The following is a 24,536-nucleotide window of genomic DNA, read 5'->3' as shown; positions in this document are numbered from 1 at the left end:
ATCCCCATGACCACCACGCTCGACATGCTCCGCAGCTCGCCCGCCGATCGCGGCGAGCTCGACCTGGAGCTCCTGGCGGCGTGCATCGACGCCTGCGCGGCCTGCGCCACCGCGTGTTCCGCGTGCGCCGCCGCGTGCCTGTCCGAGGACGGCGTCACGGAGCTCGCCGCCTGCATCAGCACCGACCTCGACTGCTCGGAGATCTGCACCTCGACGGCGGACACGCTCACGCGGCACACCGCCGAGCGCGCGGACGTGACGCGCCTCGCCCTCGAGCTGTGCCTCGCCGCCTGCGGCGCGTGCGCCGACGAGTGCGCCCGGCACGGCGACATGCACGAGCACTGCCGGATCTGCGCCGAGGAGTGCCGCCGGTGCGAGGCCGCGTGCGCCGCGCTGCTCGCGGCGCTGTGACGGACGCGCGAGGACCCGCGTGATCCCCCGCCTCCCCGGTCCCGACAGCTCGCTCCGCTTCCTCCGCGACGGCTACCGCTTCGTCTCCCGCGGCGCCGACGCGGTGGGCGCCGACGCGTTCCGCACGCGCCTCGCCGGTCGGCCGGTCACCTGCATCCGCGGTCGCGCGGCCTCCCGCCTCTTCTACGAGGGCGACCGCTTCGGCCGGGCCGGCGCCATGCCCGTGTCGGTGATGCACCTGCTGCAGGACGAGGGCAGCGTCCAGGCGATGACCGGCCACGGCCACCACGTCCGCAAGGCGATGTTCCTCGGGATGATGCTGCCGGAGGGGATCGAGCGGGTCCGCCGCGCCTTCGACGACGAGTGGCGGGCGGGTGTCGCCCGCTGGTCGCGGGTGCCCGAGGTGCGGCTGCACGACGAGCTGGTCGAGGTGCTGATGCGCACCGCGTGCCGGTGGGTCGGGATCCCCGTCGACGACGACGAGGTGCCGCGGATCGGCGGCGACATCGCCGACATGGTCGAGCGCGCCGCGTCGATCGGGCCGGTGAACTGGGCGGCGCGGGCCCGGCGGATGCGCGCGGAGCGGTGGGCGCGCGACGTGGTGCGGCGCGCCCGCGACGGCCGGCTGCCGGTCGCCGTCGGATCCCCGCTCCAGGACCTCGTGACGCACGTCGACGCCGACGGCTCGCCGCTCACCATCGAGGCCGCGGGCGTGGAGCTGCTCAACCTGGTGCGGCCGACCGTCGCCGTGGCGCGCTTCATCGACTTCGCGCTGCACGCCCTGCACGCGCACCCGCGCTGGGCCCGCGCGTTCGCGGCCGGCGACGAGTCCGACCTCCGCGGCTTCGTGCAGGAGGTGCGCCGCTTCTACCCGTTCTTCCCCGTGATCGCCGGGACCGTGTCGCGACCCTTCGACGGCCTCGGCGGATCCTTCGCGCCCGGCGACTGGGTGATGCTCGACCTCTTCGGCACCAACCGCGACCCCCGCCTCTGGCACGACCCGGAGTCCTTCGACCCCACGCGCTTCCGCGACTGGGACGGCGACCCGAACACGCTGATCCCCCAGGGCGGCGGCGACGCGGCGAGCGGCCATCGCTGCCCGGGCGAGGACATCACGATCGCGCTGGTCGAGGAGGCCGTGCGCCTGGCGACGCGGGAGACGGACATGACGCTGCCGCCGCAGGACCTGCGCATCTCGCTGCGGCGGTTCCCGGCGCTGCCGCGGAGCCGCGTGCGCGTCGCGGTGCACGGGCTGCGGACGGGCTGACGCCGACGGCGCCGCCTCCCGGAGGAGACGGCGCCGTCGTCGTGCTGCGGAGAGCGGATCAGGCCTTCGCGGTCGGCCCGTAGAACGCCTCGATGTCGGCGAGCTCGCGCTCGGCCGTCTCCTGGATCAGCGCCATCAGGTCCTTGTCGAGGCCCGGGGCGAACTCCTCGAGCCGCTCGGGCGCGATGGTCGACGGGAAGCCCTGGGGCGCCTGCTCGGTCGCGGTGAGGTCGGTGCCGTCGTTCGAGGGCGACGCGCCCTGGAAGATCCGGCCGGCCTCGCTCTTGCCGTCGAGGTCGAAGCTGTACTGCTTGCTCTGGAGCCCCAGATCGATGAGCTTCTTGACCTCGGGGAACTGCTCCGCGTTGGTCTTCGGGATCGGCAGGAGCTTGCCCCAGTCGACGCCGAGCGTCTCGAGCGCCTTCGCGTACGCGTTCTCGTGCGCCTGGTCGCGGACGATGAGGTACGCGACGGTCGCGCGCGCCACGGGGTTGTCGGTCATCTCGTAGATGCGGCACTTCTGCAGGCGGCCGGTCGACTCGAGCATGACGTTGTAGAGGAGGTCGAGCGGGAGGTTGCCCGAGTTGTAGACGTAGCTGCCGCTCCACGGGTTGCCGGCCGAGTCGACGGGCAGCGCGCCCTGGGCGCCCACGAGGTGGTGGTGGATGTTGCCGTGGTCGAGCGCGATGCTCAGCGGCGTCGCGCCGCCCTTGCCCGGGGTGTCGAGCGGGTCGGTGAGCTTGCCGCTGTACTCGGGTGCGCCGTCGAGGAGACGGGAGATGGTGGTGCCGATGAGCTCGACGTGGCTGATCTCCTCGGTGCCGACGCCCTGGATCAGGTCGCGGTACGGCTTGGCGGCGGCGCCACGGAAGTTCATCGCCTGGAAGAGGTACTGCATCATCGTGCGCATCTCGCCGAACTGGCCGCCGAGGCCCTCCTGCAGCGCGTTGGCGGCGGCGGGGTCGGGCTCGCCGTCGGCGATCTCGTTGATCCAGGTCTGTGCGTGGAAGTACATAGGTGCTCCTATTTCTCCGTGAGGCGGAATCGCCGTCCCCTCGACCCTGCTCCGGGGCCGGAGCAGTGGGAACGGACGGTCGGCCGCTTGCCAGGGAGCGGCCGGATCCACGGGTGCCGGCCCCTGCCGCCCCGGTAGGGTGTGCGCAGCTACAGGAGATCCGACCGGCCCGACCCGGCGGGCGCGACGTCCGTCGCCGCCTCGGAGGATGCCGGATGGAGTGCGGGTGAGCGTCAGGAGCGGCGGCGAGCGGCTCGGTCTCCGCGAGGTCGCGGAGCGGGCGGGCGTCTCCCACATGACCGTCTCGCGCGTGCTCAACGGGCATCCGCAGGTCAAGGAGTCCACACGGCAGCGCGTGCTCGAGGTCGTGGCCGAGCTCGACTTCCGGCCGAACAGCGCGGCCCGCGAGCTGGTCACGCAACGGGCGCTCCGGATCGGCGTGCTCATCGAGAGCGCGGTGGAGTTCGGGCCGTCGAGCATCCTGCGCGCCATCGAGCGGTCGGCGCGCGACGGCGGCTACTCGGTCGCGTCGTTCGCGCTGCGCGACGACGACGACGCGACGCCCGAGGAGGCGGTGCGCCACCTCACCGGCCAGGGCATCGACGCGCTGTGCGTGGTGGCGCCGCGCTCGTCGTCGGTCGCGGTGCTCCGCACCATCACCACCGGGCTGCCGACCCTCGTGGTCAAGGCCGACAAGGACCCGGCGTTCCTCACGGTCTCGGTCGACCAGTCCGCGGGCACGCGCCTCGCGGTCGACCACCTCGCGAGCCTCGGCCACCGCGACGTGCTGCACGTCTCCGGCCCGCTCGACTGGCTCGACGCGCGCGCCCGGGAGCGCGCCTTCCACTCCCGCACCCGCGCGTGGGGCATGCGCGAGCGGCCGATCGTGATCGGCGACTGGTCGAGCGACTTCGGCTACGACTTCGCGAAGGGGCTCACGGGCGTGCCCGAGTACACGGCCGTGTTCGTCGCCAACGACGAGATGGCGCTCGGCGTGATCCACGGGCTGCACGACCGCGGGATCCGCGTTCCGCAGGACCTCAGCGTCGTCGGCTTCGACGACCTCCCCGTCTCGCGCCACTTCCTCCCGCCGCTCACCACGGTGCGGCAGGACTTCCCGGCGCTCGGCACGCTGGTGGTCGACGTGCTCATCGCGGCCATCGAGGGGCGCGAGATCCCGCAGAGCAGCCGGCTGCCCGCCGAGCTCGTCGTGCGCGACTCGAGCGCCGCGGCGCGCGCCGTCGACTGAGGCGGCCCACATGGCGGATCCGCCGCCCGCCCTCGCCGCTCCGACGCCCGGCCGCTACAGTCGTGCACGTCGGGCGTCGCCCGGCACGCGGCCGCCCCGGCCGGGACCCGAGGAGCACCAGGTGCGTCACGCACGGGGATCGACGACGATCCAGCCGACCGGCGCCGCGAGCGCGCCCGGCCCCGACGCCTCCTCCGCTGTCCCGCACGAGGACCGCGTCCCGGCCCGCCCCACCGTCCGCATGACGGGCATCACCGTCGCCTTCCCGAACGGGCGCGCGCTCGACGGCGTCGACCTCGACCTGCACCCGGGCGAGGTGCACGCGCTCCTCGGCGAGAACGGCGCGGGCAAGTCGACGCTCATCAAGGCGCTGCTCGGCGTGCACCGGATCGAGGCGGGCGCGATCCTCGTCGACGGCGAGCCCGTGCGGCTCGGCGGGCCGGCGGACGCGCGCGCCCTCGGGATCCAGGCGGCGTTCCAAGAGTCGCACCTGGTCGAGAACCTGAGCGTCGGCGAGAACGTGATGCTCGGCCACGAGGTGCGCGGCCGCGTCGGCATCTCCTGGCGGGCCACGCACGCGCGCGCCGCCGCGATGCTCGCGGAGCTCGGCCTCGGCGACCTGGATCCCCGCGACCGCCTGGCCGACCTCTCCCCCGCGAGCCGCCAGCTCGTCTCCATCGCCCGCGCCATGGTCGACCGGCCGCGCGTGCTGGTGCTCGACGAGCCCACCTCCAGCCTCGACGCCGACGACGTCGCGCGCCTCTTCCAGGTGATCCGGCGCCTCCGCGACCAGGGCGTCGCGATCCTGTTCGTCTCGCACTTCCTCGAGCAGGTGCTGGCCCTCAGCGACCGCATGACCGTGCTCCGCGGCGGCGTGAAGGAGGGCGACTACCTCCCGCACGAGATCGACCGGGCGGAGATCATCGCCCGGATGATCGGCACGGACGTCGCGCACCTCAAGCGCATCGGGTCGGAGCGGCGGGCGCACCGGGTGGATCCGGTCGGGCCGCCGCTCTACCGCGCCGCCGGCGTCGGCCGCCGCGGCATGCTGCGGCCGGTGGACCTCGAGCTGCACCCGGGCGAGGTGGTGGGCATCGCGGGCCTCCGCGGATCCGGCCGCACCGAGCTCGCGCGCCTGCTCGCGGGGGCCGACCGGGCCGACGGCGGCGTCGTGACGCTCGGCGGACGCGACGTCGTGATCGACCGACCGGCCGAGGCGCTGCGCTACCGCGTGGCGCTCTCGGCGGAGGACCGCGGAGCCGAGGGCCTCATCGGCGAGCTGAGCGTGCGGGAGAACATCGTGCTCGCGCTGCAGGCGCTGCGCGGCTGGGCGCACCCGCTGTCGCGGGCCGAGCGCCAGGACCTCGTGGAGCGGCACATCGAGCACTTCGGCATCACGCCGGCGGATCCCGCGACCCCGGCCGGCCGGCTCTCCGGCGGCAACCAGCAGAAGGTGCTGCTCGCGCGCTGGCTCGCGATCCGGCCGCGCGTGCTGATCCTCGACGAGCCGACCCGCGGCGTCGACATCCGCGCGAAGGTCGACATCCAGGCGCACATCGCGCAGCTCGCGCTCGAGGGCGTCGCGGTCGTGTTCATCTCCTCCGCCTTCGACGAGCTCGTGCGGGTGAGCGACCGGATCGTCGTGCTGAAGGACCGGGAGAAGATCGGCGAGCTGAGCAACGGCCCGGGTGTGACGGTGGACACGATCGTCGAGCTGATCGCCGCGCCGCGCGACGAGGACGAGGAGGACGAGCCCCCGCTGCCCGGCATGCCGCAGGCGCCGGCGCCGCCCCTCGCCCGCCGGCCCTCCCGTCGGCGATGAGGTCCTCCGCGAGCGCATGCGGATGTTCCCGGTAACAGCACCCTTGTGCCGCTCGAACTGTTACCGGTAACATCCGAGCACGCGGCAGCACCCCGCGCCACCGCAGCACCACCGGCCCCCGAGGGCCGACCGGGACGCCGACGTCCCACCATCTCAAGGAGGAGATACATGTCCACGAAGAGGCGCTTCGCCACCATCGCCGCAGCCGGGGTCATCGCCCTCGGCCTCACGGCCTGCAACAGCAACTCCGGCACCGGATCCACGGCGGGCGGAGCCGCGGACAGCGGCGGCGAGACCGCCACCGTGGGATTCGTCGCGGTCGGCCCCGAGGGCGCCTGGCGCCAGGCCAACGAGAAGAACATCCAGGACACCTTCACGAAGGAGGCCGGGTTCGACCTCAAGTACGCGCCGGCCACCAACAACGACCAGAAGTCGCAGATCGACGCGTTCACGTCGTTCGTCGACGAGGGCGTCGACGTGATCCTGCTCTCGGCCACCGAGGGATCCGGCTGGGAGGACTCGCTCGAGCGCGCCAAGGAGGCCGAGATCCCCGTGGTCCTCATCGACCGCGGCATCGAGCCGGACGACGACTCGCTCTACGCGACCCGCATCGCGCCCGACAACATCGCCGTGAGCGGATCCGTCGCCGAGTGGGCGAAGACCGCGCTGCCCGAGGGCGGCAAGTACTTCACGCTCGAGGGCCCCGCGGGCGTCTCGGTCGTCAACGAGCGCAACGAGGGCTGGGACGAGGTCATCGGCGCCGACGCCGCGTTCACCGAGGTCGGCGCGCAGACCGCGAACTGGTCGACCGAGGAGGCCAAGAGCGTCTTCGAGACCGTGCTCAAGTCGAACGCGAACGACGTGCAGATGGTCTTCGCGCAGAACGACGAGATGGGCCTCGGCGCCGTCCAGGCCGTCGAGGAGGCGGGCCTCACGCCCGGCGAGGACGTGAAGATCGCGACCATCGACGGCACGAAGGGCGCGCTCCAGGCCCTGGCCGACGGCAAGCTCAGCTTCGTCGCCGAGTACAACCCGCTGTTCGGCGACACCGCGCTCGAGGCCGTGCAGGCGCTCCTCGACGGCGAGAGCGTCGAGTCGTCGATCGTCGTCCCGTCGGACACGTTCGACTCCCCCGAGAAGGCCGCCACCGCGCTGCCCGACCGGAAGTTCTAGCCCGCCCGCACGGAACACCCGGCGGCGGGGCGGATCACCCGCCCCGCCGCCCCCACCCGTCCGGCGACGACGCCGGAGGAACGGAGCACGCGCCATGCAGGCACCCAGCCCGATCGTCGAGATGCAGGGCATCACCATCTCCTTCCCCGGCGTCAAGGCGCTCGACGGGGTCGACCTCCGCCTGTTCCCCGGCGAGGTCCACACGCTCATGGGCGAGAACGGCGCCGGGAAGTCGACGCTCATCAAGGCGCTCACGGGCGTCTACGGGATCGACTCCGGCCGCGTCGTGGTCGACGGCGCCGACCGGCGCATCTCCGGCACGGCCGACGCGCAGGCCGCCGGGATCTCCACGGTCTACCAGGAGGTCAACCTCTGCGGGAACCTCACCATCGGCGAGAACGTCATGCTCGGCCACGAGCGGCGCGGCCGGTTCGGCATCGACTGGAAGGGCACGCACCGCGCCGCCTCCGAGGTGCTGGCGCGCGTGGGGCTCGGCCACCTGGATCCGCGCACCCCGCTCTCCTCGCTCAGCCTCGCGCTGCAGCAGCTCGTCGCCATCAGCCGCGCCACCGTCATCGACGCGAAGGTGCTGATCCTCGACGAGCCGACCTCCAGCCTCGACGCCGACGAGGTCGAGGGCCTCTTCCGCGTGATGCGGCGCCTCCGCGACGAGGGCGTCGCCATCCTCTTCGTCTCCCACTTCCTCGACCAGGTCTTCGCGATCAGCGACCGGCTCACGGTGCTCCGCAACGGCAGGCGCGTGGGCGAGCACCTCACGTGCGACATCGACCGCGCCGGCCTCATCGCGGAGATGATCGGCAAGGACCTCCAGACCCTCCGCTCCCTCGACCGCGAGCGCGCCTCGCGGGAGGTCGCCGACGGGGAGCCCGTGTACCGGGCCACCGGGATCGGCCGGAAGGGCTCGCTCGACGCGACCGACGTGGAGCTCCGCCGCGGCGAGGTCGTCGGCCTCGCCGGGCTCCTCGGCTCCGGCCGCACCGAGCTCGCGCGCCTCCTCTACGGCGTCGACAAGCCGGACTCCGGATCCGTGACCATGGACGGCGCGCCCGTCGCCATCTCCTCCCCCGCCAAGGCGCTGAAGCACCGCATCGCGTTCTCCAGCGAGAACCGGCGCGACGAGGGGATCATCCGCGACCTCAGCGTGCGGGAGAACCTCGTGCTCGCCGTGCAGGCGAAGCGCGGCTGGGCACGTCCCCTGCCGCGCAAGGAGAAGGACCGCATCGTCGCGAAGTACCTCACCGAGCTCAACGTGCGGCCCGCGGACCCCGACCGGCCCATCCGCAACCTGTCCGGCGGCAACCAGCAGAAGGTGCTGCTCGGGCGGTGGCTGGCGACCGAGCCGGAGCTGCTGATCCTCGACGAGCCGACCCGCGGGATCGACGTGGGCGCCAAGGCCGAGATCCAGGAGCAGGTCGCCGCCCTCGCCGACACGGGCGTCGCCGTCGTGTTCATCTCCTCGGAGCTCGAGGAGGTGGTGCGGCTCAGCGACCGCATCGTCGTGCTCAAGGACCACCGCAAAATCGCCGAGCTCGAGGCCGGACCCGACGTGACGGCCGAGTCGATCGTCGCCGCCATCGCCGAGGAGGGCGTGTCGGACGTCGACCTCGACGCCGTGCCCGAGCCGGCCGGCGCGCACGCACCCGCACCCGCACCCCTTTCCGCATCCGCCGAGGAGGCCCGCCGATGAGCGGCACCAGGACCGCACCCGCCCGCCCGCTCGCCGACCTGCTGCACCGGCCGTGGTTCTGGGGATCCGTCGCGATCCTCCTGCTGCTGGCGGTGAACGTCGCGAAGGACCCCGGCTACCTCGCCCTCTCGGTGAACCCCGACACGGGCGCCCTCGTCGGGAACCTCGTCGACATCCTGCGGGCCGCCGCGCCCGTGCTCATGATCGCGATCGGCATGTGCCTCGTCATCGCGACCGGCGGCATCGACCTCAGCGTCGGCTCGATCATGGTGGTCGCCGGCGCCGTCTCCATGGAGTTCCTGAAGGCGGCCGGATCTGACTCGCTCGGCGTCGCGCTCGGCGCGATGGGCCTCGCGCTCCTCATCGCCGGGATCCTCGGCGCGGTGAACGGCATGCTCGTCTCCGTCGTGGGGCTGCAGCCGTTCATCAGCACGCTCGTGATCATGCTCGCCGGCCGCGGCCTCGCGAAGGTGATCACGGCGGGGCAGAACACGGCCGCGTCGAACGAGCCGTTCCGCTGGGTCGCGAACGGCTACCTCGTGGGGCTGCCGGTGGTGTTCCTGCTGGCCGTGCTCATCACCGTCGCGGTCGCCGTGCTCGTGCGGCGCAGCGCCCTCGGGCTCATGATCGAGGCGATCGGCATGGACCCGCAGGCCGCCCGCCTCGCGGGCCTCGATCGCCGCGCGCTCCTGTTCACGGCGTACATCGCGAGCGGCCTGCTCGCGGGCGTCGCCGGGATCTTCGCGACCGCGAGCGTCATGACGGTCGACGTCTCCCGCACCGGCTACCAGCTGGAGCTCGACGCGATCCTCGCGGTCGTGATCGGCGGCACCTCGCTCGCGGGCGGCAAGTTCCACCTGCTCGGGGCCGCCGTCGGCGCGCTGCTCATCGCGACCCTCGACAAGACGGTCGTGTTCCTCGGCATCTCCTCCTCGGCCACGCCCGCCTTCAAGGCGATCGTGATCGTGGCGCTGTGCCTCCTGCAGTCCCGGCGCGTGCGCGCGCTGTTCACGAGGCGCCGCACCCCGACGCCCACCGCCGTGCCGACCGAGAAGGAGGCCGTGCCCGCATGAGCGCCACGACGATCCGCCCGCCCCTCGCCCCGACGCCCGCGCCGGGTCCCGGCACGGCTCCCCGCCCGCCGCGGCGCCGCATGCGCCTCCGCCTCGACTCGCTGCCGACCGTCGCCGCCCTGGTGATCCTGCTCGCGATGCTGGCCTACGGCGAGATCGCGTACGGCCGCATCCTGCAGGCCAACACGCTGTCGAACCTGCTCATCAACAACGCGCACGTGATCGTGCTCGCCGTGGGCCTGACGTTCGTGATCCTCACCGGCGGCATCGACCTGTCCGTCGGCGCGATCGTCGCGGTCAGCAGCGTCGCCGGCGTGATCCTCGCGAACGCGGGATGGGACCCGTGGGTGGTGATGGTGCTGATGATCCTCATCGGCACGGCCTCCGGCGTCGTCTCGGGCGTGCTGATCCAGTACTTCGACGTGCAGCCGTTCATCGCGACGCTCGCGATGATGTTCCTCGGCCGCGGCCTCGCCTCCATCCTCAGCACCGTGCCCGAGCGCCTCGACGACGAGTCGCCGCTGCGCTCGCTCGGCACGAACATGAAGGTGGTCGACGGGCCGAAGGTCAACGACGTCGTGACGACGCCCGGCGTGCTCATCGCGCTCGTGGTGGTGGCGGTGGCGTTCTTCGTGCTGCACCGCACGCGCCTCGGCCGCACCGTGTACGCGACGGGCGGATCCGAGCAGTCGGCCGCGCTCATGGGCCTGCCCGTGCGCCGCACGAAGCTCGCCGTCTATGTGATCAGCGGCACGCTCGCCGGCCTCGCCTCCGTGATCTACACGGCCCGCCTCGGCAGCGCGCAGAACATCACCGGCATCGGCTGGGAGCTCGACGCGATCGCCGCGACCGTGATCGGCGGCACGCTCCTCACCGGCGGCGTGGGCTTCGTGCTCGGCTCGGTCGTGGGCGCGCTCGTGCTGGGGCTCATGAACGTGCTCATCACGCGCGACGGCGGCATCCCGCCCGAGGCGACCACGATCATCACGGGCGGGATCCTGCTGGTGTTCGTGCTGCTGCAGCGCGCGGTGATGGCCAGGCGGCGGCGCACGTAGCCCGCCGGACGGGGGTCGCACGCGGCCGGGCTTGCAGGTGACGCGGCGTCATGTGATCCAGTGGGACCACATCCACCGCGAGGAAGGCCCGTCCATGCACCCGTCCCTCATCCCGCCCCGCTCGGTCAAGATCGGCGACGCCGCCGCGTTCGCCGGCACGACCCCGCGGGCCATCCGCCACTACCACCGCATCGGCCTGCTGCCGGAGCCCGAGCGCGGCGCCGACGACCGCCGGCGCTACGGGCACGACGACATGATGCGGCTGCTGTGGATCCTCCGGACCGTCGACGCCGGGATCGCCCTGGGCGACATCCGCGAGGCGTTCGTCGGCGCGGGCCCCGACGCCGTCAGCGCGGCACCCGTCGACGTGGACGCGGAGGCGCGCCCCGACGTCGACGGGATCCTGGAGCGGCTGGACGCCTCCCTCGCCGAGCGCGAGGCGGAGATCGGGCGGCAGCGCGTCGCCGTGCAGCGCATGCGCACCCGCGGCCCCCGGCTCGGGCTCCTCTCCGACTTCGTCGCGCGGCGGCTCGACGGCCTGCCCGCCGGATCCGTGCGGCCGGCCGACCTCGACGCCCTCCTGGTGATGGAGCGCATGTTCGGCCCGCTCGGCGCCGCCGTGCACGCCTCGCGGGCCGTCGCCCTCGCCACCCGCCCGGAGCTGCGCGCGGAGGCCGACCGGGTCGACGCCGCCGAGGAGGCGCTCGACGACGCGGTGGCGGTGGATGATCCCCGCGTCGCGCAGGCCGCCGCCGCCCGGCACGCGTTCGAGCGCGCGCTGGACGCGGCCATCCGGGAGTCCGGCCAGCACGAGGACGACGACGCCCTGTTCGACGAGTGGGAGCGGCTGCACCCCGACGGCTCCGACGGCAGCGAGGAGGAGCCCGGCGCGGGTCCCGGCCGGGGGCACGGCGCCCTGACCGCGGCCGAGGCCCTCACGCGGATGCCCTACGACCACTCGCCCGCGCGCCTCCGCTGCATCGAGCTGGTGGTGGAGCTGAGCATGCCGGACTGGGCCGAAGCCTAGGAGCGGGGCGCGACGACGCGCCCGATCCTCGTCCTCTGCCCGGAGGAGGATGGCCCCACGCACCGCCCGCCCCGCACCGGAGGACCGACGATGACCCACCCGCTCCCCCTGCATGTCACCTACGCCGACCTCGACGACCTCCGCGACCGGATCCGCCGCACGCGCTGGGCCGCCCCGTGGCCCGTCGAGCCGTGGGAAGCCGGCACCGACCAGGCCCTGCTGCGCCGCCTCGCCGGCGTGTGGGCCGACGGCTTCGACTGGCGGGCGCGCGAGCGCGAGATCCGCGCGCTCCCGTGGGCGGTCGCCGACCTCGACGGGACCCCGCTCTCCTACCTGCGCTTCGACGCCGAGCGGCCGGGCGGCCTCCCGGTGATCCTCACGAACGGCTGGCCGAGCTCCGCGCTCGAGCTGGTACCGCTCGCCGAGCGCCTCTCGCAGCCGTCCCGCTTCGGCGGCGAGGCGGACGACGCCGTGACCGTGATCGTCCCCGCGCTCCCCGGCTTCCCGTTCTCCCCGCCGCGGCCGCGCATCGACGAGCAGACGCACGAGCTCTGGCACCGGCTCATGGCGGAGGAGCTCGGCTTCGCGCGGTACGCGGCGCACGGCGGCGACCTCGGCGCCGGGATCACGTCGCGGCTGGCGGAGGCGCACCCGGAGGCGGTGGCGGGGATCCACCTGATGGCGGTGGCCGCGCCGCGGGACCTCGACGAGTCGACGCTCACCGACGAGGAGCGCGCGCACGTGGAGGAGATGCGCACGTGGGAGGCGGACGAGGGCGGCTACGAGCACCAGCAGAAGACGCGTCCGCTCACCCTCGCGCCCGCGCTGCAGGACTCGCCCGTGGGGCTGCTGTCGTGGATCCTCGAGAAGCACCGCGCGTGGAGCGACCGCGACGGCGACGTGTCGCGCCGCTTCAGCGACGACCACCTGCTGACGCTCGCGTCGCTGTACTGGTTCACCGGATCCATCGGCACGTCGCTCCGCCCGTACTTCGCGTACGGCTCCGGCCGCACCGCGCCGGTGGCGCGCGTGCCCGTCCCGACGGCGGTCGCCGTGTTCCCGCACGACCTCGTGCACCCGCCGCGCAGCTGGGCCGAGCGCACCTACGACGTCGTCCGCCACACGACCATGCCGCGCGGCGGCCACTTCGCGCCGCACGAGGAGCCGGACCTGCTGGCCGACGACATCCGCACGTTCCTGCGGATGCTGCGGTAGCGGCGGCGCGCGCGGCGGCGGCGCGGATCGGCTCCGACGCGTCAGAGCGGGGCGCGCTCCGCCAGCGGCCACGCGGCGGCGGACGTCCGGCGCTCGCGGGTCCGTCGCCGCAGGCAGACCGCGCACGTGGCGCCTGCGGCGATGCCGCCGGCCAGGATCCCGGCACCCGCGGCCTCGAGCGGGCCGAGGCCGAAGACGAGCGTCACGAGGACCGCGGTCGTCGCCGCGATCACCACGCCCGAGACGGCGGTCGCGGCAGCGACGGCCGCCCGGATCCCGCGGCGCAGGCCGAGCGCGTGCGCGGCAGCGGCGAGCAACCCGGTGAGGGTGCCGAGCACCGCGTACGCGACGGCGGCGACGAGCGCCTCGATCGCGATGACGACCACGAACCAGAGGCCGCCCTCGGGCTCGGTGCCGAGCGCGGTCCCGCGGATCGCGATGCCGATGGCCACGAGGATCGGCAGGACGAGGGCCGCTCCGGCCCCGACCGTCGCGCCCCAGACGACGAGGGCACCGGTGGGCGTCCGGTGCAGCGCGGGGCTCGAGGTCATGACCGCACGCTAGCGGGCGTCGGCCCCCTCCGGCACGCCGCCCGCCGGGATCGGATCCATGTGCCCCAGCTCGATCACGTTGCCGTCGGGGTCGCGGAGCTGGCGCTGGTATATGAAGCCGAGGTCGACGGCCGGGCGGGCCTCGGATCCGCCGGCGGCGAGGCCCGCGGTCGCGCGCGCGTCGACGTCCTCGCGGCTGTCGAGCATGACGGCGGTGATCGCCGCCGCGCTCGCGGACGGATCGCCGACCGGCAGGTCGAGGAACGACTGGAAGAAGTCGCGCGTGAGGAGCATGAAGGCGCTGCGGTCGGCCTCCACCACGAGGCACGCGGCCTGCTCGTCGGTGAAGTCGGGGTTCACCGTGCAGCCGACGGCTTCGTAGAAGGCGATGGCGCGGGGCAGGTCGGTCACGGGCAGGTTGACGAAGATCATGGGCATGGGGTCTCTCCTTCGAGACGCAGGGACCGCAGGTGGAGCGGATGCGCCCATGCTGGCGACGCGTGACGGGCCGCGTCAAGACGGACGACCACCGGTCCCCCTGCGGGTTCCGGTGGTCGTCACGTGCGGTGGCGGGTCAGCGCTTCCGGAGCGCCCCCGTCGACCAGAGCGCCAGCCCGATCAGCACGGGCTGGAAGAACAGGCGGCGGAACCGCTTGGCGTCGGTGTCGAGGCCGAAGGCGTCGCGCTTGTGCACGTACTGCGCGATGTTGCCCGGGAAGATCGCCGTGAAGAACGCGGCGGCCGCCCAGCCCGCGAGGCCGCGGCGCGAGCGCGCGAACAGCAGGGCGGAGCCGAGCGTGATCTCGGCCACGCCGGATCCGATGACGGTCACGTCCTCGGGCACCGGCAGCGACTTCGGGACCTGCGCGCGGAACTCCTCGCGCGCGACCGTGAGGTGCGTGATCCCGGCGAACGCGAGGAACGAGCCGAGCACCACGCGGCCGGCCGTGCGCGGGAAGGACGTGCGGTGCGTGCGGGTGAGCCCGGCCATCAGTCGTCCGAGACCGTGACGACGACCTCGATGTTGCCGCGGGTCGCGTTCGAGTACGGGCAGACCTGGTGGGCCTGGTCGGCGAGCTCCTGCGCGAGGTCGTGCTCGACCCCGGGGATGACGACCTCGAGGTGCACGGCGAGCTGGTACCCGCCCTGGCCGTTGGATCCGATGCTCACGCGGCTGCCGACGCTCGAGTCGGCGATCTTCACCTTGCGCGCGCGGGCGACGCCCTGCAGCGCGGAGTGGAAGCACGCGGCGTAGCCGGCGGCGAAGAGCTGCTCGGGGTTCGCGCCCTCGCCGGATCCGCCCATGGCCTTGGGGATGGAGAGGTCGAGGGCGAGGTCGCTGTCGCTGACGGCGACGCGGCCGTCGCGGCCGGCTCCCGTGGCGAGTGCCTCCGCGGTGTACAGGGCGTCCATGTCGGTTCCTTCCGTTCGCGGCCGCGCGGGGCGGCCGGGTTCCAGTGGGTGGTGCGGGTGGTGCGGATCAGGGGGTGCGGGCCGACGCCTCGGCGGGCCGGGTCGACGGGTTCGCGAGCGCCTCTGCCGTGGCCTCCTGCATGCCCGCGGTCAGCAGGTGCAGGGTCGCGAGGAGCTGCCGAGCGCGGTCGAGGTCGAGGCCCATGCCGCGGATGATCGCCGCGGGCACGTGCGCGAGCTCGGCCCGCACGGTGCGGCCGCGCTCCGCGAGCGAGACCGTGACGACGCGCTGGTCGGCGGAGATCCGGCGGCGGGCGATGAAGCCGGCCTCCTCCATCCGCGCGAGCAACGGCGACAGCGTGCCCGAGTCGAGGTCGAGCTGCTGCCCGAGCTCGGTGACCGTGCGGTCGTCGCCCGACCACAGCAGCACGAGCACGAGGTACTGCGGGTAGGTGAGGCCCCAGGGCGCGAGGAGCGCGCGGTAGGCCTGGGTGGTCGATCGCGACGCCGTGTAGAGCGAGAAGCAGACCAGCTCGTCGGCGATGCGCGCGGGCGGCGCGGACTCGTCGGCGGGGGCGCAGGGCTCGCGATCGGTCATGTCCCGACCCTGTCACGGAAGTGAGTTGTGCGCAATTCATCTCGGCTGATGCCCAGCCGCCGCGCGCCGCCGCGTACCCTGGACCGACATGATCACGAGACGAGAGGCCGCGCTGCGGCTGGGCATCCCGCTGGAGATGGCCACGCGCCACGGCATCCCGGGGCGCGTCCCCGAGTCCGAGATCGCCGCGATGGACCAGGATCCGCCGGCCTGGCTCGCGCAGTCCCGCGCCAACGCGACCGGCAAGCGGCCCGTCTGGGTGCAGCTGACCTGCGAGGTCTGCGGCTTCACGGAGGCCGTGCGCCCGAAGAAGTGGTGGCCGGAGTTCTCCTACCTCTCCTGCGAGCGGCACTCCCCCGACGAGCTGCCCGAGCCCGCGCTCGGCCTCGCGCGGCGCGAGGTCGACGGGATCGGCAGCCGGTTCGTGGGCGTGGTGGACGAGCGGCCGTAGGGCACGCCAGCCAGGGCGCCGCCAGCGAGGGCGCCGCTAGCGGGGGACGCCGACCAGCACCCCGGTCACCAGGGCCCCCACGAGCTCCCGGGCGTCGTACCGGGCATCACCGGCGGCTCCGATGCAGAGGTTCCCGACGCCCCTGAGGAGCCCGTACCCGCCCACCGCCGACTCGGCTCCGGCCGATCCGCCTCCGACGGGCCCCACGTCCGCCCGCGCGGCATCGAGGAGGGCGCCGCACACGGGGACGAGCCGGTCGACGAAGGACGTGTGGAGCGCGTCGGATCCGGCGCTGTCGCCGTGGAGCACCGCGGCGAGGCCGTGCTTGGTCACCAGGAACTCCACGAACAGGGAGATCCACTCGCGCAGAGCCTCCTCCGCGCTCGCGCTCTCCTCGAGGAGCCGGGGTCCCGCCTCCGCGCAGGCCTCGACCTGGTGGCGGAACACCGCCACCACCAGCTCCGCCCGGGTCGGGAAGTGCCGGTAGATCGTGCCCACCCCCACGCCGCCCTCGGTCGCGATCTCCCGCACGGGCGCGTCCACGCCGGAGCGCACGAACACCGCCGCCGCCGCATCCAGCAGGGCCTGCCGGTCCCGCCGCGGTCGTCCGGGCCCGGCGGGAGGCGTCGCGCCGTCCTGCGTCTCGGTCATGGGCCCCCCTCGGATGCGCGCGGCGCGGTTGCATTACGGAACGCTGCTCCGTATTGTTGCGGATCAGCGCTCCGATACCCATCATCGCAGAGCGACCTCGTGGAAGGCACCGCAATGACCTCGTCGACCATCGACGCCCTGGACGGCATCATCGGCGCGGGAGCGCCCGTCGTGTCCGTCGCCCCCGTCACCCTGACCGCGCACGGCCGACCGGTGCCGCTGGAGGTGCGCGTCTCGGCACCGGCCACGGGATCCCGCCTGCCCGTCATCGTGTTCTCCCACGGCAACGGGTGGAACCTCGACGGCTACGCCCCCCTCACGGCGTTCTGGGCGTCCCGCGGCTTCGTCGTGATCCAGCCCACCCACCTCGACTCCCGACGGAACGGCTTCGGGTTCGAACACCCCGTGTTCCCGACGATCTGGACGGAGCGGATCGCGGATCTCACGCGGATCCTCGACCAGCTCGACGCCATCGAGGCCGCCGTGCCGGGCCTCGAGGGCCGCGTCGACCCCGGCCGCGTCGCCGTCGCGGGCCACTCCTGGGGCGGGCAGACCGCGCAGTCGCTCCTCGGCGCGCGGGTCATCGACGCGGACGGCCGCGTCGGCGAGGACCGGTCCGACGATCGCGTCACCGCGGGCATCCTGCTCGCGGCGAGCGGCCTCGGCGGCGACCACCTGGCCCCGTTCGCACGCGCGAGCTTCCCGTTCATGCGCCCCTCCTTCCGCGAGCTCACGACGCCGACCCTCGTCATCGCCGGCGACCACGACCAGTCGAGGATGTCGAGCCGCGGACCCGACTGGTTCACCGACGCCTACGCGCACAGCCCCGGCGCCACCGACCTGCTGACCTTCCACGGCGCCGAGCATTCCCTCGGCGGGATCGTCGGCTACGAGGTCGCCGAGACCACGGACGAGGATCCCGAGCGCGTCGCCGTCATCCAGCGCCTGACCGCCGCCTACCTCCGCACCGCCCTCCACGTCGACGAGGGCAGCTGGCCCGCCGCACGCACGGCGTTCCGCGACGGCGCCGACACGATCGGCCGAGCCGACGCGAAGTGACGGATCGGGTCGCGGCCGTGCGGACGTCCGATCCGATCAGGCCGCGACGGCCTCCGCGTGCACTCCCGCGTACGCCGCCCCGCCCTCGCGCAGCGCCGGGCAGTGCTCCGGCGTCGGGTGCTGGCAGATGTCGATGACGCGGTTCAGCTCCTCGCGGGCGCGCTCGAGCTCGGCGATGGCCGCGGTGATCCGGTCGCGCTCGGAGCGCAGGAGCGCGAGCGACTCCGGCGCCGCGACGCCGCTGTCGACGCTCGGGAGCAGCTGGCGGATCGTGCGGCTCGGGAGCCCCGCGGCGAACAGCTGCTGGATGAGCTGCACGCGCTCGACCGCCGCCTCCGGGTACACGCGCTGGCCGCTCGCGGTGCGCTCGGCGGGCAGCAGGCCCTGCTCCTCGTAGTACCGGAGCGCCCGGGTGCTCACGCCCGCGCGTCCCGCCACGTCGCCGATCCGCAGCATGCCGCCCTCTTCCCTCGTGGTGGTGATCCCGTCGATCCGCCGGGCGGACTTGCCCTTCACGTCGACGTCAACTCCTAGCGTAGGCCGGGCCGCACCCCGCGAACGACGCGGGCGGCAGGAGGAAGAGCACGCATGGACATCCAGGATCAGGTCGCCCTCGTCACCGGCGCCAACCGCGGCATCGGCCGCGCCTTCGTCGAGGAGCTCCTCGAGCGCGGCGCCCGCAAGGTCTACGCGACCGCGCGCCGCCCCGAGGCGATCGACGTCCCCGGCGTCGAGGTGCTGCGCCTCGACCTCACCGACCCCGCGTCGGTCACCGCCGCCGCCGACGCCGCGTCGGACGTGACGCTCGTGATCAACAACGCGGGCATCTCCACGGGCGCGACGCTCGTCACGGGCGACATGGCGGAGATCCGCCGCGAGATGGACACGCACTTCTACGGGACGCTCGGCGTGATCCGCGCCTTCGCGCCCGTGCTCGCCGCGAACGGCGGAGGCGGCATCGTCAACATCCTGTCGGCGCTGTCGTGGTTCTCGACCTCGGGCGCTGGCGGCTACGCGGCCGCGAAGGCGGCGGAGTGGAACATGACGAACGCGGTGCGGCTGGAGCTCGCGGGACAGGGCACCCTCGTGCAGGGCGTGCACCTCGGGGCCGCGGACACCGACATCATGGCCGGCTACGACGGCCCGATGATCGCCCCGCGGGACGTGGCGCGCGCGGCGCTCGACGGCGTGGCCGCGGGATCCGTCGAGGTGGTCGTCGACGACTGGAGCCGCATGGTGAAGGACTCGCTGGCCGGCGACCCCACCCCGTTCTACGAGAAGATGCGCGCGATCCTCGGCTGAGCGACGCCGGAGGGCGGTCGGGTGGTCGCGACTCAGAGGGATTCGAGCACGTCGACCGCCCGCCGCACACCCTGCTCCCGTCGCATGAGCGCGCCCACCTCGGCCGCCCGCTCGCGACGGGACAGGGCGTCGCCCATCGCCGGCACGAGGGCGTCGACCGACAGGCGGCGCAGCGGGATCGGGGCGGCGGCCACCCCCCGCCGGTGCAGCTGGGCGGCCCAGAACGGCTGGTCGGCGGTGACGGGCACGACGACGGCGGGCACGCCGGCCCGCGCCACGGCGTGGGAGGTCCCGGCCCCGCCGTGGTGCACGGCGAGCGCCGCGCCCGGCAGCACCCGGTCGAACGGCGCCGACCGCACCGCCAGCACGTCGGGGCCGCGGCACTCCGTCGGCAGCGCGAGCCCGCCCCAGCCGGTCACGAGCAGCACCCGCAGGCCGTGGGAGCGGGCGGCCTGGACGATCGCCCGCCCCCGGGCCGCCGCATCCCCCCGGGCCATGGAGCCGAACGAGGCGACGAGGAAGGGCCCGGCCGCCAGGAACCCCTCGACGAGCGGGTCGGGGGATGCGGTCGCCGCCTCCGCGTGCCAGGCGCCCGTCTGGTGCACCCGCTCCGGCCAGTCGTCGGGCCGCGGCAGCAGCGCGGGGCTCACGGCCATGAGCGTCGCGCGCGACGGCGAGCGCTCGGCGGGACGACGACCACCCGGCAGCTCGGCCACCGCGCGCGCCACGTCGGCGTCGAAGAGGCGGGCGGCGGCGCGCGGCACGGCGTAGGTGGACCGGTTGCGCGGGCCGAGGTCGCGGGTGGCCGTCGGACCCCCTGCGGCGGGGAAGCGGTCGCTGGGGGTGGCCACCGGCGCGAACTCCACCAGCACGCGGGGCACGCCGAGCGCGTCCGCGACCATCGGCGCGCTGAGGATCAGGGGGTGGTGGACCACCACGTCGGGCGCGAAGTCGACCGTCTCCCGCACCGCGGAGGCGAGCATCCGCCGCATCGCCGGACGCACCTCCGTGCGCAGGTGGCGGGCGAGGGCCCAGGGGGTGCGGCCGGCCGGGGCGAGCATGCGCTGCGCGTCCAGGCCGAGGCCCACGGCGTCCACCCCCTCGGGCGCGACCGCGTCGTCGGGCAGGGCCAGCCGGACCTCGTGCCCACGGGAGGCGGCGTGCCGTGCCAGGGCCGCGAAGGGCTCCACGTCGCCTCGGGTGCCGGCGGTGATCAGCATCAGGCGCATCCCCCCAGTCTGGGCCCGACGCCGTCAGGCCGACGTAACCGGGAGCGGCGTACGCTCGGGTCCGTGACCGACGGCAGCGAGCGGATGTCGCGCATCGCACCGTCGGGGATCGGCGCGGCCGTGCGCCGCCTCGTGCTGATCTCGCGTCCGGTGCTGTGGATCAACACCATCGGTTCCGGCCTCGTGGCCGTGTGGCTCACCGGTGCGCTCTTCGACCTCCGGGCCCTGCCGATCATCCTGTGGCTCACCCTGCCGTTCAACCTGCTCATCTACGGCGTCAACGACATCTACGACCAGGACACGGACGCGGCCAACCCCCGCAAGGGCTCGCTCGAGGGCGCCCGGATCAAGCCGTCCGAGGTGCGGCTCATCGCCGGGGCCGTCGCCGCCGTCAACATCCCGTTCCTCGTCTACTTCCTCCTGGTGCTGCCGCCGCTCGCGAACGCGGCGATCCTGCTCTACGCGGGCGTGTTCGTCTTCTACTCCGCGCCCCCGCTGCGCTTCAAGGCGCGGCCCTTCCTCGACTCGCTGAGCAACGCCGCCTACGCTCTGCCGCTGGTGATCGTGCCGGCGGCCCTCGAGGTCACGCCGGTCTGGCCCGCCGCCCTCGGCCTGATGGCCTGGAGCGTGGCCAAGCACGCCTTCGACGCGGTGCAGGACATCGTGGAGGACCGCGAGGCGGGCATCACCACCACCGCGGTGCGGCTCGGCCCGCGCGGGACGGCCCTGTGGAGCGGGGCCTGGTGGATCGTCTCGACCGCGCTGTTCGCCGTGGTGAGCGTCCCCGTGGCGGCCGTCAACCTGCTGATCGCCGGCATCCTCGTGGTGTCCCTGCTGCGCGACCCGACGCCGGCGACCGGCCACCGCCTCTACCGCCTGTCGGTCGCGTTCCCGTACATCGCGGGGACGTTCGCCGGGGTGCTGCTCATGGTCGCGATCGTGCTGGTGGGGTACCCGTGAGCCGCATCGTCGTGGTCGGCGGCGGGATGGGCGGGCTCACCGCCGCCGCGCTGCTCGCGCACGCGGGCCACCGCGTCACCCTCCTCGAGGCCTCCGCCGAGCTCGGCGGCAAGAGCCGTCGCATCCGACTGGGGGACGACCGCATCGACACCGGGCCGTCGCTCGTGACGTTCCCGGCGGTGTGGGACGAGCTGCTGCGCCGGCTCGGCGACGGCGGGAGCGCCCCCGACCGCACCCGCGACGCCGGCCGGCTCGACCTGGTGCGGATGCCCGAGGTCGGCCGCTACTACTACGACGGCGAGGAGACCTCGCTGCCGGTGGCGCCGGATCACCCCTGGTACCCGGCCTGGCGCCGCTTCTCCGACCTGCACGCGCCCCTCGCCGACGACGTCACCGAGCTGCTGCTCGCCGACCCGCTCGACCGGGCCGCCCTCCCCGCGCTCCGCCGGCTGCTGGACGTCTACGGCTCGCGCCTCACCACGCGCGCCTACCTCGACGGCCTGCCGTGGCTGCCCGACGGGCTGCGCGAGATCATCGCGATCCACACCCTCAACGCGGGCGTCTCGCCCGCGCGTACGCCGGCGCTCTACGCGAGCATGCCGGCGATCATGGCGGAGACCGGAGCCTGGGTGCCGCGCGGCGGCGTCTACGAGATCGTGCTCGCGCTGGGTCGGCTGGCCGAGGCCGCCGGGGTCGACGTGCGCACCGGCGAGGCCGTCACCCGCATCGAGCGCGGGTCGGTCACCACCACCGCTGGGCGCCACCCCGCCGACCTGGTCGTCAGCGCCCTGGATGCCGACCGGCTGGCCGCGCTGACCGGCCCGTCGCGGATCCCGTCGCTCCCCCGCCTGCGCCCCCGCGCCCTCTCCTGCTCGGCCGTCGCGGTGTACGGCGTGCTGCGCGAGGAGCTGCCCGCGGAGATCGCGACGCACAGCGTGGTGCTGCCGACGAAGCCCGCCGCGCTGCACCGCAGCCTGGAGGCGGGCGACGAGCCGGCCGACACGATGGTGTTCGTCAACCAGTACCGTGCGGGCGAGGTGTACCCGAACCCGCGCAGCACCCTGGGGATCCTGCTCACCGCGCCCGCGGACGGCGGTCGCTACACGGCCGACCACCCCTTCGTGCGGCGCGAGGTCGACCGGGTCTCCGCGGCGATAGGGCTCGACGGGCCGCTCACCGACCTCCTCGACGAGCGGATCGTGCTCGACCCGCGGTACTACGGCGAGGGCGGCGAGCCGCACGGCGCGCTCTACGGGGCCGCGCGCCCGCCGTGGCTGAGCGGGCCGTTCCACCGCCCCTCGTACAACGACCCCTGGCGCCCCTGGCTGTGGCGGGTGGGCGCGTCGGTGCACCCCGGCGGCGGCATCCCGGCGGTGGTGGGCGGCGCGATGATCGCGGTGACGCGACTGCTGAGGTCGCACCGGGCCTGACGCGTGCCACCGTCGATCCCTTCGTCGGCGGGCGCGTCGGCGTCGGGACGCGGGCGGACTCGTCGACGCGCACGTGCACGGCGTCGCCGCGCAGGTCGAAGAGGAGCGCCGTGCCCACCGGGAACTCGTCACGCAGCTCCTCGGGCGCGCCCGTGTTGACGACGAACTGGGCGGACGCGCCGAACGCGCCCGCCGCGCATCCGCCGGCCTCGGCCGTGCCCAGGGCCGCGCGGGCGGGCTGGATGGCGAGGCACTCCCCGAGCACCTGCGGGTAGGCCGAGCGGTCGTTCTCGAGCCGCACGAGCGTGAGGCCGTGGAAGCGGGCGGATCCGGTCTCGGCGCCGCCGAAGTAGTCGCGCATGTAGACGGGCAGCTCCTGGTCCGGGTCGAAGCGCACGACCGCGACCTCGCGGCCCGCCGGCGCGCTGGCGGCGGAGGTGACGACCGCGGTGAGCGCGACGGCCACGACGAGGGACGCGGCCCAGAGGATCGCGAGGAGGCGACGCGGGCGGCGACGGGACGGGAAGGTGGTGTCGTCCGGCGCGGCAGCGGAGCCCTCGGCAGCGGAGCGCTCGGCGCCGTAGCCCTCGGCAGCGGAGCGCTCGGCGTCGGTGGGCCCCGGCTCGGCCGCGAGGACCGCCTCGGCCTCGGCCGGGCGCGCCGGCGTCGGCCGCACCGCCGGGCCCGCCGCCGCCCAGCGCGCCTCCAGGACGCGCAACCGGTCGAGGTCCGCGGGATCCACCTCGCCTGCCGGTCCGTAGGCCCGCCGCCGCAGCTCGACCAGCTCCGCGCGCTCGGCCCGCCGGGACCCGCCGTCGGGATCCGCGCGCTCGTGGGGCTCCATCTCCCGATCCTGTCACCGCACGCGACCGGCGTCCGGGCGAGCCGTGCCGCGTCCGGGCCTGGCCGGCCGCCCACCGCGCGCCTACGCTCGCCCCATGCTCACCGAGACGGACCTGCGGCTGCCCGACGGCCGCGCGCTGCACTGCTACGACACGGGATCCGGCGACGACGCCGAGCTCGTGGTCGTCTACCACCACGGCACCCCGAACGTCGGGCCGCCGCCCGCGCCGCTCGTCGACTCCCCCGCCGCTCGCGGGATCCGGTGGGTCTCGTACGACCGGCCGGGCTACGGCGGATCCACCCGGCACCCGGGCCGCACCGTCGCGACCACTGTGTCGGACGACCTCGCCGTCGCGGACGCGCTCGGCGTCGAGCGGTTCGCCGCGTTCGGGCACTCCAGCGGCGGCGTGCTCGCGCTGGCCGCCGCAGCCTCGCTCGGCGAGCGCGTGCTCGGCGCGCTCTGCGGGGCCGCCCTCGCGCCGCTCGCCGCGGAGGGCATCGACTGGTTCGCCGGCATGCACGCGGGCGGCGAGCGGGAGCTGCGGGCGGCGCTCACCGGCGCGGAGGCCCTCGAGGCGGAGCTCGCCGCATCCGAGTTCGACCCCGCGATGTTCACCGACGGCGACCTGCACGCGCTCGAGGCCGACTGGGCGTGGCTGGACGGCGTCGCATCCCACGGCCTCGACGCGGGACCCGGCGGCATGGTCGACGACGACCTCGCGCTCGTCGCCGACTGGGGCGTCGACCTCGCGGCCGTCCGCGCGCCGGTGATCCTGCTGCACGGCGACGCCGACCGGATCGCGCCCGTCGCGCACGCGCGCTGGCTCGCCGACCGGGTGCCGGGCGCCGAGCTCGTGATCCGCCCGGGCGACGGCCACATCTCCGTTCTGCACGGCGCGGAGGACGCGCTCGCGCGGCTGCGGGAGCGGATCCGCGCCGCCGCATAGAAGAGGCACGACCCCGGAGACGGCTCTCGCCGACCCGGACGGATCCGGATCGGCGAGAGCGAGGTGGAGCGGGTCGAGCGGCGCGGG

The 24,536-nt window shown here is 74.4% G+C and carries 25 protein-coding genes; 16 read left to right on the top strand and 9 right to left on the bottom strand.

Translation table 11 applies throughout. From position 1 onward, the window contains the following. Positions 1-6 precede the first annotated feature (6 nt). Together H9X71_RS01815 and H9X71_RS01810 are read left to right on the top strand one after the other, a co-directional pair. Entirely contained in the window at positions 7-411 is a 405-nt protein-coding gene (locus tag H9X71_RS01815; protein ID WP_191148056.1) for a four-helix bundle copper-binding protein, read from the top strand. Positions 412-430: 19 nt separating this feature from the next. Then, positions 431-1,678 (top strand): cytochrome P450, encoded by a 1,248-nt coding sequence (locus H9X71_RS01810; RefSeq protein WP_191148055.1) that lies wholly within the window; start codon positions 431-433, stop codon positions 1,676-1,678. A gap of 58 nt (positions 1,679-1,736) precedes the next feature. Here H9X71_RS01810 and H9X71_RS01805 read toward each other — a convergent pair whose 3' ends face one another. Beyond that, on the bottom strand, positions 1,737-2,693 hold the full coding sequence (locus H9X71_RS01805; RefSeq protein WP_191148054.1) for a manganese catalase family protein: 957 nt from the start codon (positions 2,691-2,693) through the stop codon (positions 1,737-1,739). A 226-nt stretch (positions 2,694-2,919) separates the two neighbouring features. Here H9X71_RS01805 and H9X71_RS01800 point away from each other — a divergent pair, with 226 nt between their 5' ends. The 8 genes from H9X71_RS01800 to H9X71_RS01765 all read left to right on the top strand — a co-directional run bounded on the left by H9X71_RS01800 (position 2,920) and on the right by H9X71_RS01765 (position 13,015). Further along, positions 2,920-3,942, top strand: a complete 1,023-nt coding sequence (locus H9X71_RS01800) for a LacI family DNA-binding transcriptional regulator (RefSeq protein ID WP_191148053.1) — start codon at positions 2,920-2,922, stop codon at positions 3,940-3,942. Positions 3,943-4,183: 241 nt separating this feature from the next. Then, on the top strand, positions 4,184-5,764 hold the full coding sequence (locus H9X71_RS01795; RefSeq protein ID WP_425321417.1) for a sugar ABC transporter ATP-binding protein: 1,581 nt from the start codon (positions 4,184-4,186) through the stop codon (positions 5,762-5,764). 168 nt (positions 5,765-5,932) lie between these two features. Then, the gene (locus H9X71_RS01790) at positions 5,933-6,937 is read left to right on the top strand and encodes an ABC transporter substrate-binding protein (protein WP_191148051.1); all 1,005 of its coding nucleotides are present in this window, start codon (positions 5,933-5,935) and stop codon (positions 6,935-6,937) included. A 94-nt stretch (positions 6,938-7,031) separates the two neighbouring features. Then, a complete protein-coding gene (locus H9X71_RS01785) occupies positions 7,032-8,645 on the top strand; it encodes a sugar ABC transporter ATP-binding protein (protein WP_244961713.1) in 1,614 nt (537 codons plus the stop codon). Next, positions 8,642-9,718 carry an ABC transporter permease gene (locus tag H9X71_RS01780; protein ID WP_191148050.1) on the top strand — a complete coding sequence of 359 codons (1,077 nt, stop codon included), beginning with the start codon at positions 8,642-8,644 and terminating at the stop codon, positions 9,716-9,718. The genes H9X71_RS01785 and H9X71_RS01780 overlap by 4 nt, the downstream gene beginning before the upstream one ends. Continuing rightward, on the top strand, positions 9,715-10,773 hold the full coding sequence (locus tag H9X71_RS01775; protein ID WP_191148049.1) for an ABC transporter permease: 1,059 nt from the start codon (positions 9,715-9,717) through the stop codon (positions 10,771-10,773). Before H9X71_RS01780 ends, H9X71_RS01775 begins: the two co-directional genes overlap by 4 nt. Positions 10,774-10,867: 94 nt before the next feature. Further along, positions 10,868-11,800: a MerR family transcriptional regulator gene (locus tag H9X71_RS01770; RefSeq protein WP_191148048.1), complete on the top strand. Its 933-nt coding sequence runs from the start codon at positions 10,868-10,870 to the stop codon at positions 11,798-11,800. 90 nt (positions 11,801-11,890) lie between these two features. Beyond that, complete coding sequence (locus H9X71_RS01765; protein ID WP_191148047.1) at positions 11,891-13,015, top strand: epoxide hydrolase family protein; 1,125 nt, start codon at positions 11,891-11,893, stop codon at positions 13,013-13,015. Between the two features lie 41 nt (positions 13,016-13,056). Here H9X71_RS01765 and H9X71_RS01760 read toward each other — a convergent pair whose 3' ends face one another. The 5 genes from H9X71_RS01760 to H9X71_RS01740 form a co-directional block, all read right to left on the bottom strand. Beyond that, entirely contained in the window at positions 13,057-13,566 is a 510-nt protein-coding gene (locus tag H9X71_RS01760) for a hypothetical protein (RefSeq protein WP_191148046.1), read from the bottom strand. 9 nt (positions 13,567-13,575) lie between these two features. After that, positions 13,576-14,004 (bottom strand): VOC family protein, encoded by a 429-nt coding sequence (locus H9X71_RS01755; RefSeq protein ID WP_191148045.1) that lies wholly within the window; start codon positions 14,002-14,004, stop codon positions 13,576-13,578. Between the two features lie 136 nt (positions 14,005-14,140). Further along, complete coding sequence (locus tag H9X71_RS01750; protein WP_191148044.1) at positions 14,141-14,557, bottom strand: DoxX family protein; 417 nt, start codon at positions 14,555-14,557, stop codon at positions 14,141-14,143. Then, a complete protein-coding gene (locus tag H9X71_RS01745; RefSeq protein ID WP_011931635.1) occupies positions 14,557-14,979 on the bottom strand; it encodes an organic hydroperoxide resistance protein in 423 nt (140 codons plus the stop codon). Before H9X71_RS01745 ends, H9X71_RS01750 begins: the two co-directional genes overlap by 1 nt. A gap of 67 nt (positions 14,980-15,046) precedes the next feature. Further along, entirely contained in the window at positions 15,047-15,577 is a 531-nt protein-coding gene (locus H9X71_RS01740; RefSeq protein ID WP_191148043.1) for a MarR family winged helix-turn-helix transcriptional regulator, read from the bottom strand. A gap of 88 nt (positions 15,578-15,665) precedes the next feature. Between H9X71_RS01740 and H9X71_RS01735 the strand changes: the two genes are divergently transcribed. Then, entirely contained in the window at positions 15,666-16,028 is a 363-nt protein-coding gene (locus H9X71_RS01735) for a hypothetical protein (protein WP_063070407.1), read from the top strand. A gap of 36 nt (positions 16,029-16,064) precedes the next feature. Here the strand turns inward: H9X71_RS01735 and H9X71_RS01730 are convergent, their stop codons facing one another. Then, positions 16,065-16,679 carry a TetR/AcrR family transcriptional regulator gene (locus H9X71_RS01730; protein WP_191148042.1) on the bottom strand — a complete coding sequence of 205 codons (615 nt, stop codon included), beginning with the start codon at positions 16,677-16,679 and terminating at the stop codon, positions 16,065-16,067. 114 nt (positions 16,680-16,793) lie between these two features. Here H9X71_RS01730 and H9X71_RS01725 point away from each other — a divergent pair, with 114 nt between their 5' ends. Continuing rightward, entirely contained in the window at positions 16,794-17,738 is a 945-nt protein-coding gene (locus H9X71_RS01725; protein WP_191148041.1) for an alpha/beta hydrolase family protein, read from the top strand. A 36-nt stretch (positions 17,739-17,774) separates the two neighbouring features. Here the strand turns inward: H9X71_RS01725 and H9X71_RS01720 are convergent, their stop codons facing one another. Then, on the bottom strand, positions 17,775-18,254 hold the full coding sequence (locus tag H9X71_RS01720) for a MerR family transcriptional regulator (protein WP_244961711.1): 480 nt from the start codon (positions 18,252-18,254) through the stop codon (positions 17,775-17,777). A 72-nt stretch (positions 18,255-18,326) separates the two neighbouring features. On the opposite strand from H9X71_RS01720, the gene H9X71_RS01715 reads away from it, so the two are divergent. Beyond that, entirely contained in the window at positions 18,327-19,040 is a 714-nt protein-coding gene (locus H9X71_RS01715; RefSeq protein ID WP_191148040.1) for an SDR family oxidoreductase, read from the top strand. Between the two features lie 32 nt (positions 19,041-19,072). On the opposite strand, the gene H9X71_RS01710 is transcribed toward H9X71_RS01715, so the two are convergent. Then, positions 19,073-20,269: a glycosyltransferase gene (locus tag H9X71_RS01710; protein WP_191148039.1), complete on the bottom strand. Its 1,197-nt coding sequence runs from the start codon at positions 20,267-20,269 to the stop codon at positions 19,073-19,075. Between the two features lie 63 nt (positions 20,270-20,332). Between H9X71_RS01710 and H9X71_RS01705 the strand changes: the two genes are divergently transcribed. The 3 genes from H9X71_RS01705 to H9X71_RS01695 all read left to right on the top strand — a co-directional run bounded on the left by H9X71_RS01705 (position 20,333) and on the right by H9X71_RS01695 (position 24,449). After that, positions 20,333-21,229: a UbiA family prenyltransferase gene (locus H9X71_RS01705; RefSeq protein ID WP_244961708.1), complete on the top strand. Its 897-nt coding sequence runs from the start codon at positions 20,333-20,335 to the stop codon at positions 21,227-21,229. Further along, complete coding sequence (locus H9X71_RS01700; protein WP_191148038.1) at positions 21,226-22,659, top strand: phytoene desaturase family protein; 1,434 nt, start codon at positions 21,226-21,228, stop codon at positions 22,657-22,659. Before H9X71_RS01705 ends, H9X71_RS01700 begins: the two co-directional genes overlap by 4 nt. Positions 22,660-23,597: 938 nt before the next feature. Further along, positions 23,598-24,449 (top strand): alpha/beta fold hydrolase, encoded by an 852-nt coding sequence (locus H9X71_RS01695; protein WP_191148037.1) that lies wholly within the window; start codon positions 23,598-23,600, stop codon positions 24,447-24,449. The last annotated feature ends 87 nt before the right edge of the window (positions 24,450-24,536 follow it).

Source organism: Clavibacter zhangzhiyongii, assembly GCF_014775655.1.
Lineage (GTDB): Bacteria > Actinomycetota > Actinomycetes > Actinomycetales > Microbacteriaceae > Clavibacter > Clavibacter zhangzhiyongii.
The sequence above is the reverse complement of the archived record's forward strand: the minus strand, read 5'-3'. Positions and strand labels throughout refer to the sequence as shown.